General features: G+C 65.8%; 15 protein-coding genes. All 15 read left to right on the top strand.

Annotated elements, in window-relative coordinates:
• Positions 1-70: 70 nt before the first annotated feature.
• Positions 71-1,939 carry a translation elongation factor 4 gene (lepA, locus tag F8O09_RS02135; RefSeq protein WP_158053777.1) on the top strand — a complete coding sequence of 623 codons (1,869 nt, stop codon included), beginning with the start codon at positions 71-73 and terminating at the stop codon, positions 1,937-1,939.
• Positions 1,936-3,090 carry a radical SAM family heme chaperone HemW gene (gene hemW, locus F8O09_RS02130; RefSeq protein WP_158053776.1) on the top strand — a complete coding sequence of 385 codons (1,155 nt, stop codon included), beginning with the start codon at positions 1,936-1,938 and terminating at the stop codon, positions 3,088-3,090. The genes lepA and hemW overlap by 4 nt, the downstream gene beginning before the upstream one ends.
• Positions 3,091-3,182: 92 nt before the next feature.
• A complete protein-coding gene (hrcA, locus tag F8O09_RS02125) occupies positions 3,183-4,217 on the top strand; it encodes a heat-inducible transcriptional repressor HrcA (protein ID WP_158053775.1) in 1,035 nt (344 codons plus the stop codon).
• Positions 4,218-4,281: 64 nt separating this feature from the next.
• Complete coding sequence (dnaJ, locus tag F8O09_RS02120; protein WP_158031228.1) at positions 4,282-5,382, top strand: molecular chaperone DnaJ; 1,101 nt, start codon at positions 4,282-4,284, stop codon at positions 5,380-5,382.
• Positions 5,382-6,251 carry a 16S rRNA (uracil(1498)-N(3))-methyltransferase gene (locus tag F8O09_RS02115; RefSeq protein ID WP_158053774.1) on the top strand — a complete coding sequence of 290 codons (870 nt, stop codon included), beginning with the start codon at positions 5,382-5,384 and terminating at the stop codon, positions 6,249-6,251. Before dnaJ ends, F8O09_RS02115 begins: the two co-directional genes overlap by 1 nt.
• A gap of 25 nt (positions 6,252-6,276) precedes the next feature.
• Positions 6,277-6,627 (top strand): HIT domain-containing protein, encoded by a 351-nt coding sequence (locus tag F8O09_RS02110; RefSeq protein WP_158037734.1) that lies wholly within the window; start codon positions 6,277-6,279, stop codon positions 6,625-6,627.
• Positions 6,572-7,708: a PhoH family protein gene (locus F8O09_RS02105; protein ID WP_158053773.1), complete on the top strand. Its 1,137-nt coding sequence runs from the start codon at positions 6,572-6,574 to the stop codon at positions 7,706-7,708. The genes F8O09_RS02110 and F8O09_RS02105 overlap by 56 nt, the downstream gene beginning before the upstream one ends.
• Positions 7,705-8,172 (top strand): rRNA maturation RNase YbeY, encoded by a 468-nt coding sequence (gene ybeY / locus F8O09_RS02100; RefSeq protein ID WP_158037736.1) that lies wholly within the window; start codon positions 7,705-7,707, stop codon positions 8,170-8,172. Before F8O09_RS02105 ends, ybeY begins: the two co-directional genes overlap by 4 nt.
• A complete protein-coding gene (locus F8O09_RS02095; RefSeq protein ID WP_158031233.1) occupies positions 8,169-9,518 on the top strand; it encodes a hemolysin family protein in 1,350 nt (449 codons plus the stop codon). Before ybeY ends, F8O09_RS02095 begins: the two co-directional genes overlap by 4 nt.
• Positions 9,515-10,483 (top strand): GTPase Era, encoded by a 969-nt coding sequence (gene era / locus F8O09_RS02090; protein WP_158053772.1) that lies wholly within the window; start codon positions 9,515-9,517, stop codon positions 10,481-10,483. The genes F8O09_RS02095 and era overlap by 4 nt, the downstream gene beginning before the upstream one ends.
• A gap of 146 nt (positions 10,484-10,629) precedes the next feature.
• Positions 10,630-12,408 carry a 2-isopropylmalate synthase gene (gene leuA / locus F8O09_RS02085; RefSeq protein WP_158053771.1) on the top strand — a complete coding sequence of 593 codons (1,779 nt, stop codon included), beginning with the start codon at positions 10,630-10,632 and terminating at the stop codon, positions 12,406-12,408.
• Between the two features lie 6 nt (positions 12,409-12,414).
• Entirely contained in the window at positions 12,415-13,155 is a 741-nt protein-coding gene (gene recO / locus F8O09_RS02080; protein WP_158053770.1) for a DNA repair protein RecO, read from the top strand.
• A 12-nt stretch (positions 13,156-13,167) separates the two neighbouring features.
• A complete protein-coding gene (locus F8O09_RS02075) occupies positions 13,168-14,013 on the top strand; it encodes an isoprenyl transferase (protein WP_158053769.1) in 846 nt (281 codons plus the stop codon).
• Between the two features lie 105 nt (positions 14,014-14,118).
• On the top strand, positions 14,119-15,504 hold the full coding sequence (locus F8O09_RS02070) for a glycine--tRNA ligase (RefSeq protein ID WP_158053768.1): 1,386 nt from the start codon (positions 14,119-14,121) through the stop codon (positions 15,502-15,504).
• Complete coding sequence (locus F8O09_RS02065) at positions 15,501-16,685, top strand: CPBP family intramembrane glutamic endopeptidase (RefSeq protein ID WP_158053767.1); 1,185 nt, start codon at positions 15,501-15,503, stop codon at positions 16,683-16,685. The genes F8O09_RS02070 and F8O09_RS02065 overlap by 4 nt, the downstream gene beginning before the upstream one ends.
• Position 16,686 lies beyond the last annotated feature (1 nt).

Below are 16,686 nucleotides of genomic sequence, written 5' to 3'. Positions count from 1 at the left end.
CCCAGGAGTTCGTGAAGGCCCGCCCCTGAGCGGGCCTTCTGCATAGCAGGCCGCAGAGAAAGAGGAGCGCATGCCCAGAGTCACCGACCAGCAGGCACGTCAGATCGTGCCCGCAGCCACCGACTCGAAGCGCATCCGCAACTTCTGCATCATCGCGCACATCGACCACGGCAAGTCGACCCTGGCCGATCGAATGCTACAGATCACCGGCATCGTCTCTGACCGTGACATGCGGGCGCAGTATCTCGATCGCATGGACATCGAGCGCGAGCGCGGCATCACGATCAAGAGCCAGGCCGTGCGCATGCCGTGGGGTGTCGGCGATCAGGGGTACGCCCTGAACATGATTGACACGCCCGGTCACGTCGACTTCACCTACGAGGTGTCGCGTTCTCTGGCGGCCTGCGAAGGCGCGATTCTGCTGGTCGACGCGGCGCAGGGCATCGAGGCCCAGACTCTGGCCAATCTCTATCTGGCTCTTGAGAACGATCTGACGATCATCCCGGTGCTGAACAAGATCGACCTGCCCAGCGCCGACCCGGAGCGCTTCGCCGCCGAACTCGCCGGGCTGATCGGCGGCGACCCCGCCGACGTGCTGCGGGTCTCGGGCAAGACCGGCGAAGGAGTCGAAGCGCTGCTCGACGAAGTCGTGCGCCGCATTCCAGCACCGCAAGGCGACCCCGACGCGCCCGCTCGTGCGATGATCTTCGACTCTGTGTACGACGCATATCGTGGCGTGGTCACCTATGTCAGGGTCGTCGACGGCCGGCTGAAGCCTCGTGAACGCGTGCAGATGCTCAGCACCAAGGCGACGCATGAGATTCTCGAGATCGGCGTCAGCTCGCCAGAGCCGAGACCGAGCGACGGTTTGGCCGCGGGCGAGGTCGGCTATCTGATCACCGGGGTGAAAGACGTTCGACAGTCGAAGGTCGGCGACACGATCACCACACATGCCCGGCCCGCGACCGAAGCGCTGCCCGGCTATGACGAAGCCAAGCCGATGGTGTTCTCGGGGCTCTATCCGCTTGACGGCAGCGACTACCCAGATCTGCGCGAGGCGCTTGACAAGCTCAAACTCGAAGACGCCGCGCTGATCTACGAGCCAGAGACCTCGGTGGCACTCGGCTTCGGCTTCCGCTGCGGGTTTCTGGGCCTGCTTCATCTCGAGATCATCTCGGAGCGTCTGCGCCGCGAGTTCAACCTCGATCTGATCGCCACCGCACCCAGCGTGATCTACGACGTCACCGCCGAAGACGGCACCCAGGTGCACGTCACCAATCCCTCCGAGTTTCCAGACGGCAAAATCGTCGATGTGCAGGAACCGATCGTGCGCGCCACGATCCTGGCGCCGAAAGACTATGTCGGCGCAATCATGGAGCTCTGTCAGTCCCGTCGCGGCACCATGCAGGGCATGGACTATCTCAGCGAGCAGCGCGTCGAACTGCACTACACGCTGCCGCTCGGCGAGATCGTCTTCGACTTCTTCGACCAGCTGAAGAGCCGCACACAGGGCTACGCCTCGCTTGACTATGAGCAGACCGGCACCCAGAGCGCCGACCTGGTGAAGGTCGACATCCTGCTGCAGGGAGAGAAAGTCGATGCGTTCAGCGCGATCGTACATCGCGATGCGGCCTACGCCTATGGTGTGAAGATGACACAGCGGCTGCGCGAGCTGATTCCTCGCCAGCAGTTCGAGGTGCCGATCCAGGCGGCCATCGGCGCCCGCATCATCGCTCGTGAGAACATTCGTGCCCTGCGCAAAGACGTGCTGGCCAAGTGCTACGGCGGTGACATCTCGCGCAAGCGCAAACTGCTCGAGAAGCAGAAAGAGGGCAAGAAGCGCATGAAGTCGATCGGTCGCGTCGAGGTTCCGCAAGAGGCCTTCATCGCCGCGATCTCGAGCGACGGCGGCGGCCAAAAGGGCGAGAAGCGCAAGTGACGTTCAGCGTCTACGTGCACATTCCGTTCTGCCGGGTGCGCTGCGGATACTGCGACTTCAACACCTACACCGGCACCCAGCTGCGCGGCTTCGGCCAGAGCGAGTATGCGCAGGTGGCGGCCGACGAGGTCGGCTACGCCGCCGGTGTGCTGCGCGACGGCGATCATGCTCCCGACCAGGTCGACACGGTCTTCTTCGGCGGCGGCACCCCGACCATGCTGCCGGTCTCCGATCTCACCATGATCCTGCACCGCATCCGCGATGAGTGGGGCCTGGCGCCCCACTGCGAGATCACCACCGAGGCGAACCCCGAGACGGTCGACGCCGCCGCCCTGCAAGAACTCGCCGCGGCCGGGTTCACCCGCGTGTCGTTCGGCATGCAGTCAGCCGTGCCGCACGTGCTGCGCACTCTCGACCGGGTGCATCGCCCCGAACGCATTCCACTGGTGGTGCAGTGGGCGCGAGCAGCAGGGCTGCAGGTGTCGCTCGACCTGATCTACGGCACCCCGGGGGAGTCGATGGCCGACTGGCAGACCAGCGTCGACGAGGCTCTGGCCCAGCATCCCGATCATCTCTCGGCCTACGCGCTGATCGTCGAGCCGGGCACGAAGCTCGCCCGCCAGATCAGGCACGGCGAGGTAGCCGAACCCGACGACGACCTCACCGCAGACAAGTACGAGTGGCTCGATGCCCGCATGCGTCGCGAGGGGTTCGAGTGGTACGAGCTCAGCAACTGGGCGCGCGTCGTCGATGACGACGTCGACCGACGCTGTCGACACAACCTGCGCTACTGGCACAATGACGACTGGTGGGGCATCGGCCCCGGTGCGCACAGCCACGTCGGCGACCAACGCTGGTGGAACGTGAAGCATCCCGCGCCCTATGCCGCCCGAGTGCGCGCCGGCGAGAGCCCGGAGGCGGGCCGCGAGACTCTGGACGCCACCGCTCGCTACGAAGAGCGCATCATGCTGGGCAGTCGGCTGCGCGAGGGCATCGGCGTGGCCGAGATCGCCGCTGAGCGTCGCGACGAGCTGCCCCTGCTGGCCGGCGACGGCCTGCTCGATGCGGATGCGCTGGCAGGTGGGCGAGCAGCGCTCACGCTGCGTGGTCGCCTGCTCGCCGACCGCGTGGTGGCAGATCTGATCGCATAGGTCTGGCTCGCGCCGTGAAGCGACAGGCGCGCTATGATTAGCACTCGAGACATGAGAGTGCCAGCAGCGGAGTCAACCCGGAGGTGATTGCCATGGCGACCGAACGAGGTCTCGCGGTGCTTCAGGCGATCGTGAACGACTATGTGGCCACCCGAGAGCCGGTCGGCTCGGCGGGTCTGGTCTCTCGACACCAGTTTCACGTGTCTGCGGCCACCATTCGCAATGACATGTCGGCTCTGGAAGACGAGGAGCTCATCTCAGCGCCTCATACCTCGGCCGGCCGCGTGCCGACTGAGAAAGGCTATCGGGTCTTCGTCGACAACCTGACACGGCTGCGCGGCATCACAGCGCCACAACGCAGAGCGATCGAGCGGTTTCTGACTCCCGGCGAAGCCGATCTCGATGTGATGATCGAGAAGACGGTGCGTCTGCTCGCTCAGCTCACCAACCAGCTGGCCGTCGTGCGATACCCGACGTTCTCGAGCACGCGTGTGCGCAAAGTCGACATCGTCGACGTCGAGGGCGGCCGTCTGCTCGTGGTGCTGATCACCAGTCGTGGCACGGTCGCACAGCATCACGTGACGCTGCCGGCCGGTGCGTCGGCGCAGTCGGTGCGGCCATCGGTCGTGCGCCTGCGCGCGCTGATCAACGACCAGATGCGCGGCGTCGACCTCGAGCAGTTCGGCGACCGCGCCGAGCAGGTGCGCGAGTATGCGGCACCCGATGATCGTCCGCTCGCCGAACTGCTGTTGGGCGCGCTCGAACTGGGGGTCGAGGGCTCTCGGTCAGAGCGTCTGGTGGTTGCCGGCACCGGCAACCTGATGCGCACTGAGGCCGACTTCGATCACACCCTGGTGCCGGTGCTCGAGGCCATCGAAGAACAGGTGGCTCTGCTGCGGCTGCTCGGAGAGATGGGCGCCGAGGGGCGTGACATCGCCGTGCGCATCGGTCGCGAGAACGAGCACGAAGGGCTCGAAGAGGCTGCCGTGATCTCGAGCGGGTATGGCTCCGAACAGCGCGGCGAGTACGGCAGGCTGGCTGTGCTGGGCCCGACGCGCATGGACTACCGCGCGAACATGGCGGCCGTCCAGGCTGTCGCCAGCTATCTGTCGAAGATGCTGCGATGACCGCGAACCGCACGAATCCCGCCCCTGAGGCGAACGACGACCATCACAATTGGAGACGAACAGAATGACCGATCACTACGAAACACTGGGCGTGTCTCGTGAGGCGAACCAGGATGAGATCAAGAAGGCCTACCGCCGCCTGGCACGCAAGCTGCACCCCGATGTGAATCCCGACCCGCAGGCTGCAGAACAGTTCAAACAGGTGACGCTGGCCTATGAGATTCTCTCGGACGAGACCAAGCGCGCGCAGTACGACCGCGGCGACACGGGTGACGGGCAGTTCGGCTTCGGCGACATCTTCGACGCGTTCTTCGGCGGCGGGGGAGGCGGTCGCGGACACCGCGGCCCCAAGCCACGCCAGCAGCGCGGGGATGACGCCTTGGTGCGCATCAACGTCTCGCTTCGTGACGTCGTGTTCGGCGCCTCAGAAGACGTCGAGGTCGACTCGGCGAAGGTCTGTGAGACCTGCACCGGCTCGGGCGCAGCGCCCGGCTCGTCGCCGGTGACCTGCGACTACTGCCACGGCGAGGGCTACGTTCAGCAGCAGGTGCGGTCTCTGCTCGGCAACGTGCTCACAGAGGCCGTCTGCCCGATGTGCAAGGGCTACGGAACGATCATTCCGCAGCCGTGCCCCGACTGCGCCGGCCAGGGCCGCCTGCGCTCACGAGAGACCATCACGGTGCCGATTCCGGCAGGCATCGACAACGGCGTACGTCTGCACCTCGCCGGTCGCGGTGAGGTCGGCCCCGGCGGCGGACCCCGCGGCGACCTCTACTTCGAGGTGCACGTCGAGAACGACGAGACCTTCACCCGCGACGGCGACGACCTGCTGGCCTCACTCGAGGTCTCGATGACGGATGCGATTCTCGGCGCCAGCGCGAAGATCGAGAGCTTCGACGGCCCTCTCGACATCGAGGTCAAGCCCGGCGCACAGAGCGCCGACGTGATCACGATCGCCGACCACGGCGTCACGCACCTGCACCGCAACTCGCGTGGCGCGCTGCGAATCTCGCTGCGGGTGTCGACTCCCACCAAACTGAGCGGCGATCAGCGGCGTCTGGTCGAACAGCTGGCGAAGCTGCGCAACGACGAGGCACCGCACCTGACCAGCGCAGCGAAGTCGGGCTTCCAGCGCTTCCGCAAGCGGTTCATGGGTCGCGGCTGATGCCGCTGTTCCTGCCCGAGCAGCTGCTGCGTCTGGAGCTCGCCTCCGACAGTGACGAGCAGACCGTCAGCCGCACACTCGCCCAGCTGCCCGGTCAGGCGTTTCACGATGCGGCCACCGCATCCGCATGGCAGGCGCAGCCCGGTGACCTCGTAGCCTTCGCCGGAGCCGAGGCGCACCACGCGACCTCAGTGCGTCGGCTGAAGCGAGATGAGACCCTGAGCGTCGCCGACGGCACCGGGCTCGAACTCGTCGGAGCCGTCGCCGCCACCACCAAGTCAATGCTCGCACTGCGCGTCGAACAGCGAATCGCCCATGAGCTGCCGACGCCCTCGCTGACCCTGGTTCAGGCTCTCGCGAAGGGCGGTCGTGACGAGCTCGCGATTCAGAGTGCGACCGAGGCCGGTGTGGATGCGGTGGTGCCATGGCAGGCGAAGCGCAGTGTGTCGGTGTGGCAGGGGCGCAAACTGACGACGGGGCAGGAGCGTTGGGCGTCAGTTGTGCGAGAGGCAGCGAAGCAGTCGCTGCGTGCGCGCGTGCCAGAGGTCGGCGAACCGGTGACGACGCCGCAGCTTGCGGCGGCGTTGGACGGTGCACAAGCTGATGTCGCAGGAGGTCGGCTTGCCCTGCTGCTCGACCCAGAGGCGAAGGAACGACTGACCGCGGTGTCGCTGGATCGGGCCGTCGAAGCAGCGCACGGCGAGGTCATGGTGATCATCGGCCCCGAAGGCGGAACGGACCCCGCCGAACGCGACCGGCTGATGAATGCCGGGGTGATCCCAGTGCGTCTGGGCGAGAGCGTGCTGCGCACGTCGAGCGCCGGTCTTGCGGCGATCTCGGTGCTGAGCGCCCGGCTCGGCCGGTGGTGACCGGCGGGCGACTAAGATGAGCAGCATGAGCGCCGAGACACCCAGCATCTTCAGCAAGATCATCGATCGAGAGATTCCCGCCGACATCGTCGCCGAGACGGACGACCTGATCGCGATCCGCGACATCAACCCACAGGCCGAGCTGCACCTGTTGGTGATTCCCAAGAGCGCCGACTTCCGCGATGTCGTCGAGCTTGCCGAAGAACCCGAGCTGCTCGCCAAAGTGGTGAAGATGGCCGGCGATCTCGCCCGCCAGTACGCCGACGGCGAGTTCCGACTCGTGTTCAACACCGGCGCTGCCGCAGGGCAGTCGGTGTTCCATGTGCACGCCCACGTGCTCGCCGGCCCGACACTCGACGAGGGAAAACTTGCCTGACGCTGCATCAGAATCCACCCGCGGCACCGTACGAGTGCCGCTGAGCACCTCGGCGGTGCGCGTACTCGGCGCCGGCGACCTGCACCTGCGTCGCATGGAAGAGCAGTGGCCCGGCCTGCGGTTTCAGGTCGACCGCGACGGCATCGAGATCAGCGGATCGGGCGAACAGCGCGATGCCGCCGCACGACTCATCGAAGGTCTGGACGCCGAGGCGCATCATCGGCAGATCACCGGAGCCGTCGTCGACGCCGTGCTGAGACAGCAGGCGTCGACTGCGCTGGGCTCTGTCATCGTCGGCGAAGGCACGCGAAGCGTTCGCCCCAAGACAGCCGGCCAGCAGCGCTACGTCGAGGCGATCGATGAGAACGTCATCGTCTTCGGCCTGGGCCCCGCCGGCACAGGCAAGACCTACTTGGCGATGGCCAAGGCCGTGCAGGCACTGCAGCGCAATGAGGTGAGCCGGATCGTGCTGACCCGGCCGGCGGTCGAAGCCGGCGAGCGACTGGGGTTTCTGCCCGGCGGGCTGCAAGAGAAGATCGACCCATATCTGCGCCCGCTCTACGACGCTCTGGGCGAGATGATGAGCCCCGAGTCGGTGCAGAAGCTGCTCGAGCTCGGCGTCATCGAGGTCGCACCGCTGGCCTACATGCGCGGCCGCACACTCAACAGTTCGTTCATCATTCTCGACGAGGCCCAGAACACCACGCCCGAGCAGATGAAGATGTTCCTCACACGGCTCGGCTTCGGCTCGCGAATGGTGGTGACCGGTGACTCCAGCCAGGTCGACCTTCCGGTGCGACGCAGCGGTCTGATCGACGCAGAGCGTGTGCTCGGCGACGTCGCCGACATCGAGATGGTGCATCTGAGCAGCGACGACGTCGTGCGTCACGGCCTGGTCAGCGCGATCATCGAGGCCTATGACGATCGTGCGGCGGCCGCCGAAAGCCGCGGGGCACCCAGCGCGGGCGAGCCAGCCGATGCGAGGGAGCATCCGCATCGCCACACCACACAGCCAACCGCGCCCGGCGAGAACGACGGGCGACGAACCACGCCGCGAGCGTCAGAAGGAGCACAGCAATGAGCGTCGAGATTCTCAACGAATCGGGCGTCACGATCGACGAGGGCCGCTTTCAGCGACTCATCACCTATGCGCTCGACGAGCTGCACGTGCACCGTGATGCGGAGCTCTCGCTGATCTTCGTCGAGGTGCCGGCGATGGAACAGCTGCACATCCGCTGGATGCACGAGCCCGGACCGACCGACGTGCTGAGCTTTCCGATGGACGAGCTGCGGCCGGGAACCTCCGATCGCCCCACAGACCCCGGGGTGCTCGGCGACATCGTGGTGTGCCCCGACGTCGCGGCCGAGCAGGCGGTGCGCGCCGGACATCCCGCTGAGCAGGAGATGCTGCTGCTGGTCACGCACGGCCTGCTGCATCTGCTCGGCTTCGACCACGCCGAGCCCGACGAAGAGAAAGAGATGTTCGCTCTGCAGAACGAGATTCTGATCACCTTTCTGCACAACGAGCGCATCGCGGGACGATGACTCTGTCGCTGATCCTGATCGCCGTGGTGCTGATCGGCGCCGGGGGAGTGTTCGCCGCCGTCGAGGCCGCGATCGTGACACTGCCGGTCGCTGAGATCCGCGAGATCGCCGAAGACCACCCGAAGCAGCGCAATCGTCTGCTGGCCATCGCCGCCCAGCCGCGCGAACATGCCAACACGGCGGCCTTCGAGCGTGTGCTCAGCGAGATGGGCGCTGCGGTGGTCGTGACGATCGCCCTGGTCAACGCCCTGCCGAACATGGTGCTGGCGCTCATTGTCGCGATCGTCGCCATGACGCTGGCGTCGTTCGTGCTGGTGGGCGCGTCGCCGCGCACCTTCGGCATCAACCGGCCAGAGAAGGTGCTGGTTCGCACGGCTCGTCTGATCTCGATCTCGCGTATCGTCATCGGGCCGATCGCGGTGTCGCTCTCGTCATACGGCCGCCGAACGAATCGCGTCGCCGAGGCCGATCAGGACGACGACACGCAGCTCATGCATCTGGTCGACAAGGCCGTCGAGCGCGACGTGCTCGAACAGGGGGAGCGCGAGCTGATCCATCAAGTGGTGGAGTTCGGAGACACGCTCACCCGGTCGATCATGATTCCACGCATCGACATGCGCACGCTGGATACGACGACCACGCTCGACGACGCGATGGACGTCTTTCTCGAGAGCGGCTATTCGAGGCTTCCTCTGCAGGACGAAGAGACCGAAGACGTCGTCGGGGTCGTCTACCTGCGCGACGTTGCGCGCGCGCTCTTCGAGCAGGATGCCGCACGCGAGGGTCAGCGCACCGTCGAGTTCCTGGCACGTCGGCCGAACCTCGTGCCCGAGTCGAAGCCGATCGACGATCTGCTGGCTCTGATGCAGCGCACACGTCGGCACATGTGGATCGTCATCGACGAGTACGGCTCGGTGGCGGGGCTGGTCACGCTGGAAGACGTCATCGAAGAGCTGGTCGGCGAGATCAGCGACGAGCACGACCGCAACGCCTCCGAAGTCATCCGTCTGGCGCCGCACCGCTACCGTCTCAGCGCGCGACTGGCCTTGGACGAGCTCGGCGACCTCTTCGACGAAGAGCTTGAAGACGACGAGGTCGATACGGTCGGCGGTCTGCTCATCAAGGCGCTGGGGCACCTTCCAGCCCTCAACGAGCGCGTCGTGGTGGGTGACCTGTCGCTGACAGCCGCCAGAATCGACCCGCGAAGCCACCGCCTGCTCACCGTCATCGCCGAGCCCGCAGCAGGCGCCACGGCCAGCACGAATCGTCCGCAGACGACCGAGACCACACTCGAGCGCGCCCAGAGTCAGCGCGGCGCCTCCGACACCGAGAGAGACCGATCATGACCGATTCCGCCGAATCACCCGCTCAGCCTGACTCCGAGGTCAGTGCGCCGACCGCATCAGCAGCAGACCGTCATCCTGACTTCCATGCCGGCTTCGTGGCCTTCGTCGGCCGCCCCAACGCGGGCAAGAGCACCCTGATGAACGCGCTCGTCGGCGAGAAGGTCGCCATCACCAGCGCCAAGCCGCAGACGACACGACGGGCGATCCGCGGCATCCTCACTGCCGATGCCGGACAGATCGTCGTCGTCGACACACCTGGTCTGCACCGCCCGCGCACGCTGCTGGGGCAGCGGCTGAACGACATCGTCGAGGCCGAGCTCGACGGCGTCGACGTGGTGTGCGTGTGTCTGCCGGCCGACGAGGCGATCGGCCCGGGCGACCGGCGGATCATCGAGCAGGTCGGGCGACATCCTCGTGCCAAACGAGTCGCGCTGCTGACCAAGACCGACCGGGTGCGGCCCGATGACGTGGCCGCCCGGCTGGTCGAGATCGATGCGCTGGCCGAGTGGGCGACGCTGATTCCGGTCTCGGCAGTGACCGACGACCAAGTGGATGTCGTGCGTGACGAGCTGATCCGTCTGCTGCCCGCCTCGCAGCAGCTCTATGACGCCGAAACCCACACCGAGGACTCAATCGAGGTGCGCGCCGCAGAGCTCATTCGCGAGGCGATGCTCGAAGACGTGCGCGACGAGCTGCCGCATTCGCTGGCGGTGGTCATCGATGACGTCGAGGCGCCAGAGGCCGAGGGCGGAGTCACCAAGATCTACGCCAGCGTCTTCGTCGAACGTGACTCGCAGAAGGGCATCATCATCGGCAGAGGCGGGCAGCGGCTGAAAGCGTTCGGCACCGCGGCGCGCAAGCAGATCGAGCAGCTGATCGGCGGCCGGGTGCATCTCGATCTGCGGGTGAAGGTCGCCAAAGAGTGGCAGACCTCGCCGAAGCTCCTCGATCGTCTCGGATTCTGAGCCCTTAGGGGTTCTGCTATGCTGTTGCGCATGCGTTCGGTGCAGCTTCTTCTTAGCCGCCGCGGCGAGTCTTAGATTCTAAGACCTTCCTCGCCGCGGAGTTTCGTCGTGGTCTTGACACGCAAGTCTCGAGGAAGAGAAGCACAATGGAAAACCGCCAGCAGCCCAGCGGCATGCACACCGACAAGTACGTTCCCTATCACCAGCAGTTCTCCGTCGAACTGCCTGATCGCACTTGGCCCGATCATCACTTCACGAAGGCCCCGCGCTGGTGCGCAGTCGACCTGCGCGACGGCAACCAGGCTCTGATCGATCCTATGGATCCCCACCGCAAGCGCGTGCTCTTCGATCTGCTGGTCGAGCTCGGGTTCAAAGAGATCGAGGTCGGCTTCCCCTCCGCCAGCCAGACCGACTTCGACTTCGTGCGGTCTCTGATCGAAGACGGAGCGATTCCCGACGATGTGACCATCCAGGTGCTGACGCAGGCACGTGAGCACTTGGTGCACCGCACCTACGAGGCGCTGCAGGGCGCCAAGCGCGCCGTCGTCCACTTCTACAATTCGACCTCCGTGCTGCAGCGCGATGTCGTCTTTCACAAAGACCGCGCCGGAATCATCGACATCGCCGTCTCAGCAGCGCAGCTGTGCAAGCGACTCGAAGGGGACATCCCCGACACCGAGATCACGTACGAGTACTCGCCAGAGTCGTACACCGGCACCGAGCTCGACTTCGCCGCCGAGATCAGCAACCGCGTCATCGAGATCATCGACCCCACTCCTGAGCACCCGATGATCCTGAACCTGCCCTCAACCGTCGAGATGACCTCGCCGAACGTCTACGCCGACTCGATCGAGTGGATGGGACGCCATATCGACCGCCGTGACTCGGTGCTCATCTCGCTGCACCCGCACAACGACCGCGGCACCGGTGTCGCTGCAGCCGAGCTGGGCTTTCTCGCCGGCGCCGATCGCATCGAAGGCTGCCTGTTCGGCAACGGCGAGCGCACCGGCAACGTCGACCTGGTCACCCTGGCGCTGAACCTGTTCACGCAGGGGGTCGATCCCGAGCTCGACTTCAGTGACATCCCGCGCGTTCGACGCATCGTCGAGTTCTGCAACCAGCTCGATGTGCACGAGCGCACGCCCTATGGCGGCGATCTCGTGTTCACGGCGTTCAGCGGCTCGCATCAGGATGCGATCAAGAAGGGCATGGAACGCATGCAGGCCGACGCCGATCACGTCGGCAAAGACTTCAACGAGATTCCGTGGGCGGTGCCCTATCTGCCGATCGATCCGAAAGACATCGGCCGAGACTACGAGGCGATCATCCGCGTCAACTCGCAGTCGGGCAAGGGCGGCGTCGCCTATCTGCTGAAGGCCGATCACAACCTCGATCTGCCGAAGCGCCTGCAGATGGAGTTCTCGTCGGTCATCCAGCACAAGACCGACTCCGAGGGCGGCGAGGTGAGCAGCCCGCAGATCTGGTCGATCTTCTCGGACGAGTACCTGCCGGCCGACGATCAGGGCAACAAGTGGGGCCACTACGAGCTGCTCGGTCTGAGCACCACCTCTGAGATGACCGGTCAGGTGCACATCGAGGCGAACATCCGCCGCGGCGACGAGCGCAGGCAGGTGGGCTCTACCGGCAACGGCCCGATCGACGCGTTCGTCAACAGCCTGCGCGACGCGGGAGTCGACGTACAGGTCGAAGACTACGTCGAACACGCGCTGAGCTCGGGCCGTGACGCCGTGGCAGCCGCCTACGTCGACGCCAGCGTCAACGGGGTGCGTCTGTGGGGCGTCGGCATCGACGCAGACAGCTCGACGGCGGCTCTCAAGGCCGTGGTCTCGGCGGTGAACCGCGCGATCCGAGCTGAGACGGCAGACGCCGAGCGCGAGCCGGCCACCGCATCCGCAGGAGCCTGACCCCGCGTGCCCCTGTATCGTGATGAGGCGGTCGTGCTGCACACCCATGACTTGGGCGAGGCCGACCGCATCATCACGATGCTGGCACGCCACCACGGGCGGCTGCGAGCGGTCGCCAAAGGCGTGCGCCGCACCTCGTCGAAGTTCGGCGCACGCCTCGAGCCTTTCAGCGTCGTCGACCTGCAGTGCTTCGAGGGGCGCACTCTCGACACCGTCACCCAGGCCGTGACCTTGGCGAACTTCGGTGCGGCCGTCGCCGGCGACTACACGAAGTACACTGCAGGCACCGTGATGCTCGAAGCCGCCGAACGGCTCAGCGCCGAGACGGCGAATCCGGCGCTCTACCGACTGACCGTCTCGGCACTGCGGTCACTGGCCCGCGGCGAACACGATCCCGTCTCGACCGCAGACGCCTTTCTGCTGCGTGCGCTGTCGCTCTCTGGGTGGGCGCCGTCGTTCGCCGACTGCGCACGCTGCGGCGCACGGGGGCCCCACCGACTCTTCTCGGCCGTCGCCGGCGGCATGGTCTGCGACACCTGCGCTCCGAGCGGCTCACTCGCCGTCGAACCGCGCACCCTGGAGGTGCTCGCGGGGCTGCTCTCGGGCGTTTGGGAACTGGTCGACGGCGACAGCGACGACGACGCACTCGCGCGATCACGGGCACACGAGGTCACCTCGAAGTACACCCAGTACCACCTGGAGCGTCGTGTGCGTTCCCTGCGTCACCTCGACGGTCAGGGCACGTAGAATCAGAGCGCTATGACATCCTCAGCTGATTCGAAGCCCGCCATGCTGCCGCTGGACTACGCCGGCGGGCAGCCGCCGAAGATTCCCGCGAAGTTTCTGCCGGCGCATGTCGCGATCGTCATGGACGGCAACGGGCGGTGGGCGAACCAGCGTGGTCTCACCCGCACCGAGGGGCACCGGGCCGGCGAAGAGGCGCTGCTCGACGTCGTCGCCGGGGCGATCCAGATGGGGGTGAGACATCTCACTGTGTATGCCTTCTCGACCGAGAACTGGAAGCGCTCGCCCGACGAGGTGCGCTTTCTGATGGGCTTCAACCGCGAGGTGCTGCACCGGCGGCGCGATCAGCTGCACGCCTGGGGTGTGCGCGTGCGCTGGGCTGGCCGGCGCCCGAAGCTCTGGCGCTCGGTCATCAAAGACCTCGAGATCGCCGAAGAGCTGACCCGAGACAACACCGTGATGGATCTCACGATGTGTGTGAACTACGGCGGGCGGGCCGAATTGGTGGATGCCATGCGCGCGATGGCCGAAGAGGTGGCCGCCGGTCGGCTGCGTCCGCGCGGCATCACCGAACGCACCATCGAGCATCACCTGTCGACCTGGCCGGTGCCCGACGTCGATCTCTTTCTGCGACCCTCGGGCGAGCAGCGCACCTCGAACTTTCTGCTCTGGCAGTCGGCCTATGCCGAGTTCGTCTTTCAGGACGTACTCTGGCCCGACTTTCGGCGGGCGAATCTGTGGGATGCCGTGGTCGAGTACGCGCATCGCGATCGTCGGTTCGGGGGCGCGGTCGATCATCCCGCCGAGGCGGCGGGGGAGCGAACGGTCGAGGCTCGCCCGGATTCTGCGCCGGGCGTCTAGACTGGAGAACGGGTGCCTGCGTGCGCCCAAGCCCTTTCGACCGCGGTCGTGTGACGTGCCAGCCATGTCTCGATCTCGGCGACAGCCAATGAATCAGGAGTGCGTGTGTCCAAGTCATCCCGTCTCGATGCGGTCATCTCACTCGCGAAGCGTCGCGGGTTCGTCTTTCCCTCCGGAGACATCTACGGAGGCACGCGTTCCGCATGGGACTACGGCCCTCTCGGCGTCGAGCTCAAAGAGAACATCAAGCGTCACTGGTGGGACGACTTCGTGCGCGGCCGCTCCGACATGGTCGGTCTCGACTCGTCGATCATTCTGCCGACCAAGGTGTGGCAGGCGTCAGGGCACGTCGAGACCTTCACCGACCCTCTGGTCGAGTCGCTGCACACGCACAAGCGCTATCGTGCCGACCATTTGATCGAGGCGTACACCGCGAAGCACGGTCACCCTCCTGTCAACGGCCTCGCCGACGTGAACGATCCTGAGACGGGTCAGCCAGGCGCATGGACCGAGCCGCAGCAGTTCTCCGGGCTGATGAAGACATACCTCGGCGCCGTCGACAACGAGCAGGGTCTGCACTATCTGCGTCCCGAGACGGCTCAGGGCATCTTCGTGAACTTCGCCCACGTCGTCACCGCCGCGCGCAAGAAGCCGCCGTTCGGCATCGGCCAGATCGGCAAGGCGTTCCGAAACGAGATCACGCCCGGCAACTTCATCTTCCGCACTCGCGAGTTCGAACAGATGGAGATCGAGTACTTCGTCAAGCCGGAAGACGCCGACGAGGCGTTCAAAGCGTGGGTCGAAGACGCCTGGAACTGGTTCGTCGACCTCGGCATCGACCCGGCCAACCTGCGCCGGTTCGACGTGCCAGAAGACGACCGCGCACACTACTCGACCGGGACGATCGACGTCGAGTACAAGTTCGGCTTCGAGGGCGGCGAATGGGGCGAGCTCATGGGCATCGCGAACCGCACAGACTTCGATCTGAAGAACCACACCGAGGCTTCGGGCAACGACCTCAGCTACTTCGACCAGGCCACCGGCGAACGCTACATCCCGTACGTCATCGAACCGTCGTTCGGACTGACCCGCTCGCTCATGGCGTTCCTGGTCGACAGCTACGACGAAGAAGAGGTGCCGAACGCCAAAGGCGGCACCGACAAGCGCACCGTGCTGCATCTCGACCCGCGTCTCGCGCCCGTCAAGGTGGCCGTGCTGCCGCTCTCGCGCAACGAGAAGCTCTCGCCCGAGGCACGGGGGCTGGCCGAGCGCCTGCGCAAGCACTGGAACGTGCAGTTCGACGACTCCGGCGCGATCGGCCGTCGCTACCGTCGTCAAGACGAGATCGGCACGCCCTTCGCCGTGACCGTCGACTTCGATACCCTCGACGACCATGCCGTGACCGTGCGCGAACGCGACTCGATGACGCAGGAGCGAGTGTCGCTCGACCAGATCGAAGGGTACCTGGCGCAGCGGCTGATCGGCGCGTGACCGTGCCCCGCTCTCAGCGCGAGCAGCCGCAGCCACTCGGCTGGCAGCACCAGCCATTGGGCTGGCACTGGGAGTGGGTGCGGCCCGAGCCTCTGCAGTTTCACCGTCTGCAGCTGAGTCTGCCCAACTACCGCTGGTGGCGGCCTCTGCTGACGCTGCTGCTCGCGGTGGTGTACTACCTCGTGCTCTCGGTGCTGCTGTTCGTCGTCTACGGCATCGCGATGTTCGCGAACAGCCGCAGCGGCCTCGCCGGTCTCGAGGGGCTCGACACCTCTCGCGTCACCGATCCGATGACGCTGTCGCTGCTGCTCGTCTCGGTGATTCTGATGGCGCCGGCCGTGCTGCTGGCGTGCCTGTCGACCGGTCTGCGACCGTGGCGGCATATGCTCTCGGTCACCTCGCGCATCCGCTGGCGGTGGATGCTCTGGTGCGTCATGCCTGCCGTCGTCACGTTCGTGGGCACGCAGCTGCTGGTCTCTGTGCTCACGATCATCGCGTCGCTCACGACGGGCGGCATCTCAGACCATGAGGCGAGCGAGCTGTCGAGCACCCAAGGATGGGTCGGGTGGCCGACCTACGTCGTGCTGCTCGGCATGATCATCGTGCTCGTGCCGCTGCAGGCGGCCACCGAGGAGATCGTCTTCCGAGGGCTTATTCTGCAGACCGTCGGCGGCTGGGTGCGTCGGCCGTGGCTGGCGGCCATTCCCAGTGTGCTGCTGTTCACGGCAGGCCACGGCTATGGTTTCTGGGGGCAGCTGAGCATCGTCGTGTTCGCCGTCACCACGGTCTGGCTCACGATTCGCACTGGCGGGCTCGAGGCCTCGATCGCGCTGCACGTGGTCAACAACGTGCTGCTGTTCGTGGTGCAGGCCACCGGCATCACAGGTGACGACACGCTTGAGGGCTCTGCTGACACGCCGATCGTGCTGTTCCAAGAAGTGATTCTCTGCGGCTCGTTTCTCTGCTGGGTGCTTATCGCGGCACGGCGTCGTCGCATTGACAACACGTTCCATCCTGCGCCGCACCCGGTGCCCGTGTGGCACGGAGTGCAGCCGATGTTCGCAGTACAGCCGGGATTCGCAGCGCAGCCGACCGATGACACCGTCTCTATCCGAACCCTTCAGCCGTCGACCGACGGCGATGACGAACAGCATCCCCCGATGCAGAGAACACAGAAATAGC

It is taken from the genome of Pseudoclavibacter sp. CFCC 11306 (assembly GCF_008831235.1).
GTDB lineage: Bacteria > Actinomycetota > Actinomycetes > Actinomycetales > Microbacteriaceae > Pseudoclavibacter_A.
The sequence above is the reverse complement of the archived record's forward strand: the minus strand, read 5'-3'. Positions and strand labels throughout refer to the sequence as shown.